General features: G+C 34.4%; 12 protein-coding genes and 1 riboswitch. Of the genes, 11 read left to right on the top strand and 1 reads right to left on the bottom strand.

The genetic code is table 11. The features are described from left to right. Positions 1–48: 48 nt before the first annotated feature. Complete coding sequence (locus ACKC83_RS02845) at positions 49–1,224, bottom strand: 2-isopropylmalate synthase (RefSeq protein ID WP_414036708.1); 1,176 nt, start codon at positions 1,222–1,224, stop codon at positions 49–51. 147 nt (positions 1,225–1,371) lie between these two features. On the opposite strand from ACKC83_RS02845, the gene ACKC83_RS02840 reads away from it, so the two are divergent. The 11 genes from ACKC83_RS02840 (at position 1,372) to cysM (ending at position 16,060) form a co-directional block, all read left to right on the top strand. Then, positions 1,372–2,928: a hypothetical protein gene (locus ACKC83_RS02840; RefSeq protein WP_434037755.1), complete on the top strand. Its 1,557-nt coding sequence runs from the start codon at positions 1,372–1,374 to the stop codon at positions 2,926–2,928. Positions 2,929–3,012: 84 nt separating this feature from the next. Next, positions 3,013–3,136, top strand: a riboswitch (SAM riboswitch). A gap of 122 nt (positions 3,137–3,258) precedes the next feature. After that, on the top strand, positions 3,259–4,542 hold the full coding sequence (locus ACKC83_RS02835) for an O-acetylhomoserine aminocarboxypropyltransferase/cysteine synthase family protein (RefSeq protein ID WP_434036966.1): 1,284 nt from the start codon (positions 3,259–3,261) through the stop codon (positions 4,540–4,542). Between the two features lie 51 nt (positions 4,543–4,593). Next, entirely contained in the window at positions 4,594–7,995 is a 3,402-nt protein-coding gene (gene thrA, locus ACKC83_RS02830; RefSeq protein ID WP_434036965.1) for a bifunctional aspartate kinase/homoserine dehydrogenase I, read from the top strand. Positions 7,996–7,999: 4 nt separating this feature from the next. Next, positions 8,000–9,166, top strand: a complete 1,167-nt coding sequence (locus tag ACKC83_RS02825; protein ID WP_434036964.1) for a trans-sulfuration enzyme family protein — start codon at positions 8,000–8,002, stop codon at positions 9,164–9,166. Positions 9,167–9,192: 26 nt separating this feature from the next. Then, entirely contained in the window at positions 9,193–9,600 is a 408-nt protein-coding gene (locus ACKC83_RS02820; RefSeq protein ID WP_434036963.1) for an RrF2 family transcriptional regulator, read from the top strand. Between the two features lie 109 nt (positions 9,601–9,709). Further along, on the top strand, positions 9,710–10,336 hold the full coding sequence (locus ACKC83_RS02815; protein ID WP_434036962.1) for a phosphoadenosine phosphosulfate reductase family protein: 627 nt from the start codon (positions 9,710–9,712) through the stop codon (positions 10,334–10,336). A 13-nt stretch (positions 10,337–10,349) separates the two neighbouring features. Further along, the gene (locus ACKC83_RS02810; RefSeq protein WP_434036961.1) at positions 10,350–12,458 is read left to right on the top strand and encodes a HEPN domain-containing protein; all 2,109 of its coding nucleotides are present in this window, start codon (positions 10,350–10,352) and stop codon (positions 12,456–12,458) included. Beyond that, positions 12,445–13,224, top strand: coding sequence for a uroporphyrinogen-III C-methyltransferase (gene cobA / locus ACKC83_RS02805; RefSeq protein ID WP_434036960.1), 780 nt, complete (start codon positions 12,445–12,447; stop codon positions 13,222–13,224). The genes ACKC83_RS02810 and cobA overlap by 14 nt, the downstream gene beginning before the upstream one ends. Positions 13,225–13,263: 39 nt before the next feature. Next, positions 13,264–14,316 carry an NAD(P)/FAD-dependent oxidoreductase gene (locus ACKC83_RS02800; protein WP_038526783.1) on the top strand — a complete coding sequence of 351 codons (1,053 nt, stop codon included), beginning with the start codon at positions 13,264–13,266 and terminating at the stop codon, positions 14,314–14,316. Positions 14,317–14,406: 90 nt separating this feature from the next. Continuing rightward, a complete protein-coding gene (gene epsC / locus ACKC83_RS02795) occupies positions 14,407–15,174 on the top strand; it encodes a serine O-acetyltransferase EpsC (RefSeq protein WP_414036716.1) in 768 nt (255 codons plus the stop codon). Then, a complete protein-coding gene (cysM, locus tag ACKC83_RS02790; RefSeq protein WP_434036959.1) occupies positions 15,167–16,060 on the top strand; it encodes a cysteine synthase CysM in 894 nt (297 codons plus the stop codon). Before epsC ends, cysM begins: the two co-directional genes overlap by 8 nt. The last annotated feature ends 21 nt before the right edge of the window (positions 16,061–16,081 follow it).

Here is a 16,081-nt window from a genome sequence, read left to right as displayed (position 1 = left end):
TTTATGCTATTTTATACAAAGATAAAAATAGACTTTTAGCCTAATATTTTAAGCCGAAATAATTTGATTATATATAGTACTTGTTTCAATGATTTGATGAATATCAGAATCGTCTACTTCTTTTTTGATATCTGCAAAATCTAAGAAATTAGCATACACTACATCTAACTGTAATTTAGTTAATTCGTAGCCTACTTTTTTAGCTCTATAAGCCAATGCCGCTCTACCACTTCTTGCTGTTAACACAATAGCAGATTCTGTAACGCCAACATCTTTAGGGTCTATAATTTCGTAAGTCTCACGGTTTTTAATCACTCCATCTTGATGTATTCCAGAACTGTGGGCAAATGCATTAGCTCCAACAATAGCTTTGTTAGGTTGTGTATAAATTCCCATATGTTCCGATACCATCTGGCTCGTACTATATAATAAAGAGGTGTTAATGTTTGTGTCTAAATTTAAAGTAGGGTGCTGTTTTAAAATCATAACTACTTCTTCTAAAGCCGTATTTCCTGCACGTTCACCAATACCATTAATAGTACATTCTATTTGTCTTGCACCATTAATTACACCTTCAATAGAGTTGGCAGTGGCCAAGCCTAAATCGTTATGGCAGTGGCAAGATAAAATGGCTTTCTCTATACCTTTAACGTTTTCCATTAAGTACTTAATTTTAGCACCATATTCGTTAGGTAAGCAATATCCAGTAGTATCAGGAATATTTAAAACAGTTGCTCCTGCTGCAATTACAGCTTCGCAAACTCTAGCTAAATAATCGTTATCTGTTCGTCCTGCATCTTCGGCATAAAACTCTACATCTTCAGTAAATGTTTTTGCGTAACGCACGGCTCTTACAGCACGTTCGATAATGGCATCGCGATTAGAATTAAATTTAAATTTTATATGAGAATCAGAAGTTCCAATTCCAGTATGGATTCTAGCTTTTTTTGCATAACGCAATGCTTCACCTGCAACTTTAATATCATTTTCTACAGATCGTGTTAGACCACAAACTGTTGCATTCTTTACGATTTTTGAAATGGCTTCAACCGAAGCAAAATCTCCAGGACTTGACACAGGAAAACCCGCTTCGATAACGTCAACTCCTAGAAGGTCAAGTCTTTCAGCAATTATTAATTTTTGCTCTTTGTTTAACTTGCAACCTGGGACTTGTTCGCCATCGCGTAACGTTGTGTCAAATATTTGAATGTTAGAATGTGACATATATCTAAGTTTAATTTCTTATTGTTCTACGAATTTATATTATACTTTTGTTAAACAATACTTCATAATTGTGCTTTTACGACGTTTAAACGTGTTTAAATGTATTTATATAACTGTAAATCAGCACATTATAATACTTATTATTTGATGATAAAAGACCAAAAAGATAATTTATTTTTACTTGTAAAGTCGTTAACCAAGTCTGAAAAACGACAGTTTAAACTTTATGTAGGAAGGTTGGGTGTAAATAACGATTCTAAGTTTTTGAACTTATTTAACATCCTCGATAAATTATCTGTGTACGATGAAGATTTTATTTTAAAAAATGGAGATGTAAAAAAACAACAATTGGCCAACGTTAAGGCGCACTTGTACAAACAGATTTTAATTAGTTTAAAATTAAACCCATCGCATCAAAATATTAGATCTCAAATTCGTGAGCAATTGGATTTTGCGTCCATTTTATATCATAAAGGATTATACAAACAGAGTTTAAAAATTCTTGATAAATCGAAAGAATTAGCGATTCAGAATGAAGAAAAAAATCTAGCTTTTGAGATTGTTGAGTTTGAAAAACTGATTGAATCACAGTACATTACGCGAAGTATAGGAGGTCGTGCAGACGAGCTTACGGTGCAGGCTAAAGAACTTAGTGCTTTAAATGTGGTGGCTAGTAAATTATCTAATTTATCACTTCAGTTATACGGACTTTATTTAAAAACAGGTTCTGTAAGAAATAAACAGGAAGGGGAATTGGTTGCTACTTATTTCTATAAAAGATTACCCAAATACGATATTAAAGATCTAGGGTTTCGGGAAAAATTATGGTTATATAATGCTTACTTGTGGTATAGTTTCTTGACTCAGGATTTTAAAAATTGTTACAAATATGCTTCGAAATGGGTGGATTTGTTTTACGAGAATCCCACAATGATTAATTTAAATCCTGTGTTTTTCTTAAAAGGAAAAAATTACCTCTTGGAAGCTTTATTTTTTATTAGAAGTAGAAATAAATTTGAAGATGCCTTATTGCGTTTAGAAAAAACAGTGAATGATAAAACCTTCTTAAAAGATGAAAATGTTGAAGCTTTAGCCTTTTTATATTTAAATATTCATAAAGTGAATTTGCATTTTATTGACGGTTCTTTTGAAGATGGTTTGGAATTAATCCCTAAAATTGAATTGGGATTAAAGAAATATTCTAATCGAATAGACGAGCATCACGCCATGATTTTCTACTATAAATTTGCAAGTCTATATTTCGGTGCTGGAGATAATAAAAAATGTATCGCTTACTTAGATAAAATTATTTCGAATAAAAGTTTATCGATGCGCGAAGATTTATTATGCTTTTCAAGAGTGTTAAATTTGGTGGCACATTACGAGGCGGGCTTAGATTATCATATCGATGCATTACTTAAAAGCACGTACAAATTTTTAATCAAGATGAACGATTTGCACGAGGTGCAAAAAGAAATGATAAAGTTTATAAAGGGGCTTCAAGATGTTTACCCTCAAGATATTAAAAAGGCATTTATAAAACTAAGAGATACCTTAAAAACCTATGAAGACCATCCGTTTGAAAAACGTGCGTTTTTGTATTTAGATATTATTTCGTGGTTAGAAAGTAAAATTGAAAACAGACCTGTAGGCCAAATTATAAAAGATAAATATTTAGCTAAAAATAGTGGTGGTAAAAGATAATTTTATAAAAATGTTCTAAATAATTTGGAAAATCAACTTTTCTAACTGAATATTTGTACTCACAAAGTTCAATAACGTATTGAAATGTTATCAAGAAAGGTGGAGGGATTAGACCCGCTGAAACCTTAGCAACCCTTTAACTTATAAAGAAGGTGCTAAATTCTACTTAAAAACCGATTCATTTATCGGCGATTTGGATAGATAACTAAACGAAATTACTTTCATGGTAATTTGTATTTATTTCTTTTTAACATTTTTCTATTAAGTACGCCTTGTAAAAGGGTGCATTTGACTTTTAGTTTTAATTTATTAACTCAAAAAGAAAGAAAAATGAGTACTCAAAAATTCGCAACAAAAGCATTACACGCAGGTCACGATGTTACTAAAAATGGAGGAACACGAGCAGTGCCAATTTACCAAACGTCGTCTTATGTTTTTAACGATTCAGATCACGCAGCAAACTTATTTGCTTTAGCCGAACCAGGTTACATTTACACACGATTAAACAATCCTACAAACGATGTTTTAGAACAACGTTTAGCGGCGATTGAAGGTGGATTAGCCGCAGTCGTTACCGCTTCTGGTACTGCAGCCATTTCTACAACATTACTAACTCTTTTAAAAGCTGGCGACCATATTGTAGCCTCTAGTAGTTTATATGGTGGAACATATAATTTATTAGCTGTTACATTACCAAGACACGGCATTACTACCACTTTTGTAGATCCTTCGGATGCTGAAAATTTTCAAGCTGCAGTTCAAGATAATACAAGAGCTGTTTTTATTGAATCTCTAGGAAATCCGAAATTAGATGTATTAGATATCGAAGCAATTTCTAAAGTATCTAAGGCAAACGATATTCCGTTAATTGTAGATAATACAGTGGCTTCTCCTGCCTTATTAAATCCAATTCAATACGGTGCAAATCTTGTTATTCACTCGTTAACAAAATACATTAACGGAAACGGAACAAGTTTAGGTGGTGTTATTGTAGATGCTGGAACGTTTAATTGGGCAAACGGAAAATTTCCTGAATTTACAGAGCCATCTGCAGGTTACCATGGTTTAGTATATAGCGAGGTTTTAAAAGAAGCCGCGTTTATTGCTAAAGTTAGAATAGAAGGCTTACGTGATTATGGTAGTGCTTTAAGTCCGTTTAATGCGTTTCAAATTATTCAAGGTTTAGAAACTTTAGAGTTACGTATTAAAAAACATAGTGAGAATGCTCTAGCATTAGCACAATGGTTGGAAGCTCAAGACGAAATTGCTTGGGTAAATTATCCAGGTTTAGAGAGCAGTAAATATAAAACATTAGCCGATAAATATCTTCCAAAAGGTCAAAGTGGAATGGTTACTTTCGGACATAAAGGTGGATTCGCGGCAGCAAAAATAATTGCAGATAAAACTCAAATATTCTCGCTTTTAGCGAATATAGGAGATACCAAATCCTTAATTATTCATCCTTCAAGTACGACGCATCAGCAGTTAGACGAAACAGCTCAAGCGGCGTCGGGAGTGACCAAAGATTTAGTACGTTTATCTGTGGGAATTGAAGATTTAGAAGATTTAAAATCCGATTTAAAACAAGCCTTCGAAGCGGTTAAGAACGCTTAACAGTTTCTTTCAAATTAAGCCCTTTTAATTACTAGTTTTATATATTGCGACATGAAAAATTTAGAATTTATTGCCTTAGATGCTTATAAAACCATTAGTGGTGTGGTGTTGCCAATTACGCTTTCTTACGAGGTATTTGGACAACCATTGCACGAAGCACCAATTGTTTTAGTAAATCACGCCTTAACGGGTAACAGTAATGTTGCTGGTGAAGGAGGCTGGTGGAGCGATCTTATTGGCGATAATAAAATTATAGATACCAAGAAGTTTACCGTTATTTCTTTCAATATTCCAGGGAATGGATACGATGGATTTGTAATAGAAAATTATAAAGATTTTGTAGCTCGCGATATGGCAAATATCTTTTTAAAAGGGCTTAAAATATTAAAAATAGATTCTGTTTTTGCTATGATTGGTGGCTCTCTTGGAGGTGGAATTGCTTGGGAAATGGCCGTGTTGCACCCAACTTTGGCAGAGCATTTAATTCTAGTTGCAACCGACTGGAAGTCTACAGATTGGCTTATTGCTAATTGTCAAATTCAAGAGCAGTTTTTAACTAATTCTAGTAATCCCGTTCACGATGCACGTATGCATGCGATGTTGTGTTATAGAACTCCAAAATCGTTTAAAGAGCGTTTTCATAGAAGTAAGAATGAAGATTTAGAAATCTTTAATGTCGAGAGTTGGTTGCTACATCATGGAAATAAATTGCAGGAACGTTTTCAGCTTTCTGCATATCGATTAATGAATCAATTATTGCGTACTATTGATGTGACTAAAGGACGGTCTGAAGATGTAAATGTATTGGATGTTATCAAGTCTAATATTGCGATAGTTGGAGTAGATTCTGATTTGTTTTTTACGGCTGAAGAAAATCGTGAAACCCAAAAGAAATTAGCGCTTACACATCCAAATGTAACGTATAACGAAATTCATTCCGATCATGGACATGACGCGTTTTTAATTGAATTTGAGCAATTAGAAACTATTGTTGAAGGCATATTTAAACCGGAGTTGAAAAATAAACGTTTAAAAGTCTTGAAGTTTGGAGGGAGATCTCTCGCTAACGGAGAAGGACTAGAAACGGTACTTAATATAATAGAGAATAAGGTTAAGAACGACGAAAAAATAGCTGTTGTGCTTTCGGCTAGAGGTTCTTCAACAGACGAATTAGAAATTATTTTAGACAAAGCAAAAAACGACGAATCTTATAAAAAAGATTTAGAAGCATTTAAAGCCTATCAAATAGAACCTTATCCAGGAATAGATTTTTCTGAAGAATTTTCAGTTTTAGACAAAGTCTTTGGAGGTGTAAAATTATTAGGGGATTATAGTAAGAAAATTAAAGATGAAGTTTTAGCGCAGGGCGAATTATTGTCGGTTAAGTTGGTAGCCGAACTTCTTAAGGCTCGTGGTGTAAAAGCCCATGCAACAGATTCTAGATTACTTATTAAAACAGACGATAGTTTTGGTAATGCACAACCCAATACTAAAGTATCTAAAGAAAATGTTTTAAAACATTTTAAGAAACATAACGGAGATACAGTAAATATAATTACAGGTTTTATCGCTTCTAATAAAGATAATAAAACAACAACTTTAGGTAGAAACGGGAGTAATTATTCGGCAGCGCTTTTAGCGAATTTCTTAGATGCTGAGGAATTGCAAAATTACACCCATGTAAACGGAATTTATACAGCGAATCCAGATTTAGTGCCAGATGCTAAAAAGATTGAAGAATTATCGTTTGCAGAAGCAAACGAATTAGCCAATTTCGGAGCCACAGTTTTACATGCCAAAACGATTATTCCGCTACTAGAGAAAAATATTTCACTACGTATTCTAAATACATTTAATAGTGGTGATCAAGGAACTTTAATAACAGCAAAAACAGCTTCTAAAGGGATTAGATCGTTATCGGTTTTAGATAATGTAGCTTTAATTAATTTAGAGGGTCGTGGCTTATTAGGAAAGGTTGGTGTCGATGCACGTGTTTTTAAAACCTTAAGTGCAAACGATATTAGTGTGAGTATTATTTCGCAAGGATCTTCTGAACGTGGTTTAGGACTGGTGGTCGATGCCAATAAAGCATCGCAGGCAGTGATTGCTTTGGAACGTGAATTCGAAACCGATTTCTATATGCAAGATGTAAATAGAATTGGAATTATAGACGATGTCGCTGTAATTTCAATAGTTGGACAAGATTTAAGCACATTCCACAAACCGTTTAATGCATTAATAAAAAATCAGATTGTTCCGTTACTTTTCAATAATACAATAACAGGTGAGAATGTGAGTTTGGTGGTTAGAAAATCTCAGCTTCATAAAGCCTTAAATGTGATTCACGGAGAGATTTTCGGAATTTCTAAAAAAATAAACTTGGCCATTTTTGGTCATGGGTTAGTTGGAGGTACATTAATAGATCAGATTATAGCTTCAGCTAGCGATATTGAAAAACGTAAAGGTATTAAGTTGAATATTTTTGCAATTGCGAATTCAAGACAAGCACTTTTCAACAAAAAAGGAATCGATTCTAATTGGAGAGATACACTTCAGGAAAAAGGGAAAGATTATACGTTCGAGAGTTTAGTAGAGTATACTAAAAAACATCATTTAGAAAATTTAATTGCTATTGATAATACAGCAAGTGCTGGTTTTGTCTCAAATTATATTCCTTTGGTTGAACAAGGGTTCGATCTTGTTTCATCTAATAAAATAGCGAATACTATAGATTTTAAATTCTACAGTGAATTACGTCAAGTGCTTGCTAAAAATCAGAAAAACTATCTTTACGAAACAAATGTAGGTGCAGGTTTACCGCTGATTGATACGATTAAACTCTTGCATTTATCTGGAGAAAATATCACTAAAATTAGAGGTGTATTCTCGGGGTCTTTAAGCTACTTGTTTAATAATTATTCGCTTAAAAATGAACCGTTTTCTAAAGTGTTACAAGAGGCGGTAGATAAAGGATTTACAGAGCCTGACCCAAGAGAAGACTTATGTGGGAACGATGTTGCTAGAAAATTGTTAATTTTGGCAAGAGAGCTCGATTTACATAATGAAATAACCGATGTAGATATTCAGAATTTAATTCCTGAAAATCTAAGAAGTATTGATGCGAGTACGTTCTTAAAATCGTTCACAGAAATGGACGATTTATATCAAAGCATAAAAGACGAACAAAAACCGGGGCATGTATTACGATACATAGGCGATTTACACGGAGATTTAGCCGATGAAAAAGGTGCTAAATTAGAAGTGAAATTAGTATCGGTACCAGAAAGTTCGCCATTAGGATCTTTAAAAGGATCCGATTCAATTTTCGAAATTTACACCGAATCTTATGGCGATCAGCCTGTAGTAATTCAGGGAGCAGGAGCAGGAGCAGCAGTTACCGCCCGTGGTGTATTTGGAGATATTTTAAGATTAACAGAAAAAAACACGTATTAGTATTATGAAAGATAACCATTTCGAAACGGAAGCCATAAGAACCCAAACAGAACGTTCTCAGTTTTTGGAACATTCTACACCTTTATATTTAAGTTCAAGTTTTGTTTTTGAAGATGCCGAAGATATGCGTGCATCATTCACAGAAGAAAAAGAACGTAATATTTACAGCCGTTTTACAAATCCGAATACTTCGGAGTTTATAGACAAGGTGTGTAAAATGGAAGGTGCCGAAAGTGGTTACGCGTTTGCTACGGGTATGTCTGCTGTGTTTTCAACGTTTGCAGGACTATTAAGTAGTGGCGATCATATTGTGTCTGCAAGTTCTGTTTTCGGATCTACACATGCGTTGTTTACTAAGTTTCTTCCGAAATGGAATATTGAAACATCATACTTTAATGTAAATGACACAGATAAAATTGAAAGCTTAATTCAGCCAAATACAAAGATTTTATATGCAGAGAGTCCAACTAATCCAGCAGTAGATATTATAGATCTAGAGTTGTTGGGTAAAATTGCTAAAAAGCATAATATCTTATTGGTTATCGATAACTGTTTCGCTACGCCTTATTTGCAAAACCCAATTAAATTTGGTGCAGATATTGTGATTCACTCGGCTACAAAATTAATAGATGGTCAAGGGCGTGTATTAGGAGGAGTGGCCGTTGGTCGTGCAGATTTAATTCGTGAAATTTATTTATTCTCAAGAAATACAGGTCCTGCATTATCTCCGTTTAATGCTTGGGTATTATCTAAAAGTTTAGAAACTTTAGCTGTTCGTGTAGATAAACATTGTGAAAATGCATTAAAGGTAGCCGAATTTTTAGAGGGTCATGATAATGTGTCTTTAGTAAAATATCCGTTTTTAAAATCACATCCGCAATACGAGATCGCTAAAAAGCAAATGAAACTTGGTGGTAATATTATCGCGTTCGAAGTTAAAGGTGGTGTAGAAGGCGGTCGTGCATTTTTAAACAAGATTAAATTACTGTCGCTATCTGCAAATCTTGGAGATACACGTACTATTGTTACGCATCCAGCCTCTACCACGCATAGTAAATTAAGTAGAGAAGATAGAATGGAAACGGGAATAACAGACGGATTGGTACGTATTTCTGTAGGTTTAGAGCATACAGACGATATTATAAACGATCTGGATCAAGCTTTAAATTAAATTTTAAAAAGCAGTATATTTGCAACATGCTTTCAAAGAAAACCAAATACGGGTTAAAAGCCCTTTTATTTTTAGCGCGACAAGAAAATAATACGCCTGTCCAAATAAGTGTGATTTCTAAAAGTGAGAATATTTCACAAAAATTTTTAGAAAGTATTTTGCTAACACTCCGAAAAATAGGAGTGTTAGGGTCTAAAAAAGGGAAAAATGGAGGATATTATCTGCTAAAAGCTCCTCAAGATATTAAAATGTCTTTAGTAATGAGGACGCTTGAAGGTCCCATTGCTATGGTGCCATGCGTAAGTCTTAATTTCTACGAAAAATGCGACGATTGCCCGGATGAAACCCTTTGTGGCGTACATACTTTAATGGCAGAAGTGCGAGATAAAACACTTGATATCTTCAATAATAAGTCGTTAGCCGATTTAGTTTAACATTATTTTTTTAAAATTAGTTTGCATATGTTGGGAACAACATATACATTTGTCAAATAACCTACTAAACCGATAGGGTAATAGAGGTAATGAAGAAAAAGATGATATTATGTTGGATAGTACTATAGATATTACGTATTGGAATAAAGAATTAAAAGATAAGAGCCCTCAACAAATAATTGAATGGGCATTAGCTTTAACTGAAAAAAAAATAGTTACAACAAGTTTTGGAGTGTATTCTGCAGTGTTATTAAGTAGCATATCAAAACAAGATAATAATATAAAAGTGATCTGGTGCGATACCTTATTTAATACGCCCGAAACTTATGAACACGCTAGTTCATTAATAAATACATTCAACTTAAATGTTGAAAAATATGAGCCTATGTTGAGTAAATCGGCAATTGAAACAACAATAGGAATCCCGGACGTAACCAGCCCAAAACATGCCGAATTTACAGAAGTTGTAAAGCTAGAGCCTTTTAGAAGAGCTCTAGCCGAACAAGAGCCAGAGCTTTGGTTTACAAATATTCGTGTTAGACAAACGGAGTATAGAAAGTCTAAAGATATTTTAAGCTGGAGTAAAGATGGTGTTTTAAAAGTCAGCCCATTTTATTACTGGTCAGATGAAGATTTAGATGCTTATATCGTAGAGCAAGATCTTCCGAAAAACCAATTTTATTTTGACCCTACCAAAGCCTTACAAAATAGAGAGTGTGGAATTCACTTTCAATAAATGAGAAACAATCATGCAAAGTTTTAGATCAGAAATAGAAAACCCAGTTGTAGAGAAGGATATAATCGAATTAGAGAAAAAAATTCGATTATTCAATGAAGGCAGTCTAACAGATGAGAGTTTTAGAAGTCTACGTTTAGCTCGTGGTATTTACGGGCAACGTCAAGCAGGCGTGCAAATGATTCGTATTAAATTGCCTTATGGTAAAGTAACATCGAATCAGTTGTTAAGAATCTCAGATGTTTCAGATCGTTTTTCTACAGGACGATTACATATTACTACACGTCAGGATATTCAAATCCATTACGTTAGTATAGACGATACTCCAGAATTGTGGTCGCAATTGGAACAAGACGATATTACGTTGCGTGAAGCTTGTGGTAATACGGTAAGAAATGTGACAGCCAGTGAAACAGCGGGAATCGATGTAAACGAACCTTTTGATGTAACACCTTATGCGCATGCTGTATTTCAATTTTTCTTACGTAACCCAATCTGTCAAGAAATGGGACGTAAATTTAAAATGTCTTTTTCGTCATCCGATGCCGATACAGCGCTAAGTTATATCCATGATTTAGGATTTATTCCAAAAATTAAAGATGGTGAGCGCGGATTTAAAGTGATGCTTGGAGGAGGTTTAGGGTCTCAACCAAGAAGTGCAGATTTAATTTATGACTTCTTACCTACCTATAAAATCATCCCTTTAATAGAGAGTGTATTGCGTATTTTCGACCGTCATGGTGAACGTGCTAGACGTATGAAAGCACGTATGAAATTTTTAATAAAAGAATATGGCGTAGAGAAGTTTTTAGAATTAGTTGAAGCCGAGCAAAAGGCATTATCTAATCAAGAAGTACATATTGAAGCCAATGACGATGCTGTTAAAATTGCAGATGTTGCAGTACCTCAAGTTGATATTGAAGACGAGAATGCATATAACAGTTGGAGAGCCTTAAATGTAATTCCTCAGAAACAAGAGGGGCTATTTGCTATAGGAATAAAAATTAAGTTAGGTGATTTTTATACAGATAAAGCTAGAGAATTAGCAGCTTTAATAAAAAATTATGCGGCCGATGAGTTACGTTTTTCTTTAAGACAAAACATTTTAATCCGTCACGTAAAAGCAGAACTATTACCATTTTTCTACCAAGAATTAAAAGCTTTAGATTTTGTAGATGCAGGATATAATGCGACTACAGATATCACGGCTTGTCCAGGTACAGATACCTGTAATTTAGGTATTGCTAGTAGTACAGGAATGGCAGATGAGTTGGAGAAAGTACTTTATTCTGAATATCCGCAATACATCAATAATCAGGATATCACTATTAAAATTAGTGGTTGTATGAATGCTTGCGGACAACACAATATGGCGCATATTGGTTTTCAAGGTATGTCTATTCGTACCAAAGATAAACTTGTTGCTCCTGCAGTACAAGTGTTATTAGGCGGAGGTGTTTTAGGAAACGGAGAAGGACGTTTTTCAGATAAAGTAATCAAATTACCTTCTAAAAGAGGGCCACAAGCTTTGCGTTTAATTTTAGACGATTTTGAGGCGAATGGAAATCCTGATGAGTCATTCTTAGAATATTACGATCGTCGTGAGGGACAGAAATATTTTTATAATTTCTTAGTAACCTTGTCTGATACTGAAAACTTAGAGCCAAGCGATTTTATCGATTGGGGAACAAGTGAAGAATATAAGCAAGAAGTAGGTGTTGGAGAATGTGCAGGTGTTGTAATCGATTTGGTCGCTACGTTATTATTAGAAGCTAAAGAGAAGTTAGAAAAAGCCGATGAGGTATTCGAATCTACAGAACAATGGGCAGATGCGATTTATTTAGCATATACGGCAAATGTAAATGCAGCCAAGGCTTTATTGCTTTCGGAAGATGTTAAAACCAATTCTCAAGCCAATATTATTAGCTTATTCGACGATACCTTTATCGAGACCAATAAAATTACTTTAGATACAAAAAATAGTTTTTCAGATTTCGTTTACCAGATTAATAAAAACGAACCGAATAAAGAATTTGCAACCACATATATTAACCAAACCAAAGCTTTTTTTAACACCATTGACGTTTTTAGATCACGCGAATTAGTCCATGCAAACAACTAACAACATACCTAAATTAACGGTAGTAGGTGCCGGTCCAGGAGATCCAGATTTAATATCGATTAAAGCGGTAAAAGCAATTGAATCTGCCGATGTTATCTTGTACGACGCACTTGTAAATGTTGACTTACTAAAATATGCTTCAACCACTAAGGAAGTTATTTTCGTTGGGAAACGCAAAGGGTGTTACGCATATCAACAAGAACAAATTAATGAACTTATTGTACAACGTGCAAAAAGTTTTGGGCATGTGGTTCGTCTAAAAGGCGGAGACCCATTTGTTTTTGGAAGAGGTGCAGAAGAAATTGAATATGCTAAATTAAATCATCTAGAAGTAGATGTTGTTCCTGGAATGTCCTCTGCTTTAGCAGTACCAACAAATCAAGGAATCCCTTTAACGAAGCGCGGAATTTCCGAAAGTTTCTGGGTAATCACGGGAACGACTAAGAATCACGAAATCTCTGGAGATATTGCATTAGCAGCCAAATCGTCTGCAACCGTAGTCATTTTGATGGGGATGAGTAAATTAACGGAAATTGTGCAAGTGTTTAAAAGTGAAAATAAACATGAGCTTCCCATAGCTATTATACAAAATGGAACGTATGCCAATGAAAAAACAGGTATAGGAACCATTAATTCTATACAAGAGATTGTAACACAACAAAAATTGAGTTCTCCTGCTATAATTGTAATAGGAGAAGTCGTTAATGAACGCACAAGCTTGAATAGAATTAAAACAGAATTACGCGAGTTATCACCTGCGTTATAAAAAAAAATAAAAACGTTATTTCAGTAAAAAATTATCAAAATGATACAAACAGATATACTAATAATAGGAGCAGGACCAACAGGACTATTTACTGTGTTTGAAGCAGGATTATTAAAACTTAAATGTCATTTAATTGATGCTTTACCACAAGCTGGTGGGCAATGTTCAGAACTTTATCCTAAAAAACCGATATACGATATTCCTGGATTTCCAGAAGTATTAGCTGGAGATTTAACTAAAAACTTGTTAGAGCAAGGGAAGCAATTCGAGCCAGGGTTTACCTTAGGAGAGCGTGCCGAAACTATAGAGAAACAAGAAGATGGATCGTTTATTGTTACAACAAATAAAGGCACTCAACACCAAGCACCAGTAGTAGCTATTGCAGGTGGTTTAGGCTCTTTTGAACCTAGAAAACCACTGATTGAAAATATTGCAAATTACGAAGATCACGGTGTAGATTACTTTATTAAGGATCCGGAAAAATATAGAAATAAACGTGTTGTTATTTCAGGTGGAGGAGATTCTGCTCTAGATTGGAGTATCTTCTTAGCGGATATCGCTTCAGAAGTAACGCTTATTCACAGACGTAACGAATTCCGTGGTGCTTTAGATTCTGTAGAAAAAGTTCAAGAATTAAAACTTCTAGGAAAGATTAATTTAGTGACACCTGCAGAAGTTGTTGGCGTTGCTGGAGAAAATCATATTGAAGGCGTGACTGTTAAAAAAGCAGATGAAGAGTTTACAATAGATACAGATTATTTTATTCCATTATTCGGATTGTCTCCAAAATTAGGACCAATCGGAAATTGGGGATTAGAGATAGAAAAAAATGCTATTAAAGTAGATAATGCCTTAGATTATCAGACAAACATTCCTGGAATTTACGCTATTGGAGATGTAAATACGTATCCTGGGAAGTTAAAATTAATTCTTTGTGGTTTCCACGAGGCAACTTTAATGTGTCAATCGGCTTATAAAATTATTAATCCAGGTAAAAAGTATGTGCTTAAATACACAACGGTAAGTGGAATTGATGGTTTTGATGGTACACGTAAAGAAGCTCCAAAAGCAGTGGTTCAAGCTATTGTATAAAATCTGGTTTTAAATTAGTCGTTTTGTAAAATAGACTGTAAATTAGTTGAAATAAATCCGACTGTTATTTAAAATTAAAGATGTGTTTTTATGATAGAAGATACAAAATTGCAAAATAAATTGGTTTCAAAGACATATAATGTTAGACTAAAAGACTCCATTGCAACATTTACAAAACACTTGTTTTATGTAATGTTCGACGATGAACCGGCAACAGAGCTTCAACATTTAGAGAATTTGTTCATTGAAATGAGCAAAAAACTAGAGATTGATAATGCTTTTCAAATTTGGGAGACTTTTAAATATAACTTACCTAGTATTAGACGTCGTTTAGATTTAGATGCTATTGCGATCGAGCAAAACGATCCTGCAGCTAAAAGTTTAGAAGAAGTATACTTGGCTTACCCTGGTTTTTATGCCATTGCAATTTATCGATTAAGTCATGAGTTATCTAACCTTAAAGTGCCTGTTATTCCTAGAATGATGAGTGAATATGCCCACGGTATTACAGGTACAGATATCCATCCTGGTGCAGAAATTGGAGATTCATTTTTTATAGATCATGCTACAGGAATTGTAATTGGAGAAACTTCGATCATTAAAAACAACGTTAAGATCTATCAAGGGGTAACTTTGGGAGGTGTTCAAGTTAAAAAGAGTTTGTCTGCTACAAAACGTCATCCTACTATAGAGGATAATGTTATTATTTATGCAAACGCAACCATTTTAGGTGGCGATGTTGTTATAGGTGCCGACACTATTATTGGGGCGAATGTTTGTGTAACAGTTTCAGTGCCTCAAGGTTCAATTTTAACCTATCAAAAAGAGTTTAATATTAGATCGCGTAAGCATGATTAAAACAGAAGGCATTTTAGATCAAATAGGTCGAACACCTTTAGTAGAGGCTAAGCACTTACACAATAATCCTAATGTTAAACTACTTCTTAAGTTGGAAGGAAATAATCCAGGAGGTAGTGTAAAAGATAGAGCCGCGTTTAATATGATTAACGAAGCATTACAACGTGGTGATATTAAAAAAGGCGATACTTTAGTTGAAGCGACTAGTGGAAATACCGGAATTGCATTAGCTTTTATAGCTCCTTTATTGGGCGTTAATATGGTGCTTGTCATGTCCGAAAACTCTACTGAAGAGCGCATAAAAAGTATGCGAGCCTATGGGGCAGAGTTAATTCTAACCCCTAAAGAAATAGGAATAGAAGGCGCTCGGGATTTAGCTATCGAGTTACGTGACCAAAAAGGTTATTTTATGCTAAATCAGTTTTCAAATCCAGACAATTGGAAAGCGCATTATAAAACTACAGGTCCAGAAATTTGGGAGGCTACCAATGGGGAAATAACTCATTTTGTGTCTGCCATGGGAACTACTGGAACTATAATGGGTGTTTCTACTTTTCTTAAAGAAAAGAATAAAACTATTACCATTGTAGGTGCACAGCCTAAAGATGGAGCTAAAATACCAGGTATTCGAAAATGGCCAGAGGCATATTTGCCAGAGATTTTCGATAAAACTAAAGTCGACCAAGTGGTTGAAGTTAGCGAAGAAGATGCTAAAATTATGACACAACGATTAGCCAAAGAAGAAGGTGTGTTTGGAGGCATGAGTAGTGGAGGTGCTGTTGCTAGCGCTTTAAAAATTATAGACACTTTAGAATCTGGTGTGGTAGTCGCCATAATTTGCGATCGTGGAGATCGTTATTTATCTTCGGATTTATTCGAGAATTAGCATAATAATTGCTTCAAAAAT

Origin of the sequence: Formosa bonchosmolovskayae, from assembly GCF_051016085.1 — a bacterium.
Lineage (GTDB): Bacteria > Bacteroidota > Bacteroidia > Flavobacteriales > Flavobacteriaceae > Formosa.
The sequence above is the reverse complement of the archived record's forward strand: the minus strand, read 5'-3'. Positions and strand labels throughout refer to the sequence as shown.

What these genes read in the sequence shown, in the direction of transcription:
- ACKC83_RS02845 (WP_414036708.1), bottom strand. Translation starts at nt 1,224, where the DNA reads ATGTCACATTCTAACATTCAAATATTTGACACAACGTTACGCGATGGC.
- ACKC83_RS02840 (WP_434037755.1), top strand. Translation starts at nt 1,372, where the DNA reads ATGATAAAAGACCAAAAAGATAATTTATTTTTACTTGTAAAGTCGTTA.
- ACKC83_RS02835 (WP_434036966.1), top strand. Translation starts at nt 3,259, where the DNA reads ATGAGTACTCAAAAATTCGCAACAAAAGCATTACACGCAGGTCACGAT.
- thrA (WP_434036965.1), top strand. Translation starts at nt 4,594, where the DNA reads ATGAAAAATTTAGAATTTATTGCCTTAGATGCTTATAAAACCATTAGT.
- ACKC83_RS02825 (WP_434036964.1), top strand. Translation starts at nt 8,000, where the DNA reads ATGAAAGATAACCATTTCGAAACGGAAGCCATAAGAACCCAAACAGAA.
- ACKC83_RS02820 (WP_434036963.1), top strand. Translation starts at nt 9,193, where the DNA reads ATGCTTTCAAAGAAAACCAAATACGGGTTAAAAGCCCTTTTATTTTTA.
- ACKC83_RS02815 (WP_434036962.1), top strand. Translation starts at nt 9,710, where the DNA reads ATGTTGGATAGTACTATAGATATTACGTATTGGAATAAAGAATTAAAA.
- ACKC83_RS02810 (WP_434036961.1), top strand. Translation starts at nt 10,350, where the DNA reads ATGCAAAGTTTTAGATCAGAAATAGAAAACCCAGTTGTAGAGAAGGAT.
- cobA (WP_434036960.1), top strand. Translation starts at nt 12,445, where the DNA reads ATGCAAACAACTAACAACATACCTAAATTAACGGTAGTAGGTGCCGGT.
- ACKC83_RS02800 (WP_038526783.1), top strand. Translation starts at nt 13,264, where the DNA reads ATGATACAAACAGATATACTAATAATAGGAGCAGGACCAACAGGACTA.
- epsC (WP_414036716.1), top strand. Translation starts at nt 14,407, where the DNA reads ATGATAGAAGATACAAAATTGCAAAATAAATTGGTTTCAAAGACATAT.
- cysM (WP_434036959.1), top strand. Translation starts at nt 15,167, where the DNA reads ATGATTAAAACAGAAGGCATTTTAGATCAAATAGGTCGAACACCTTTA.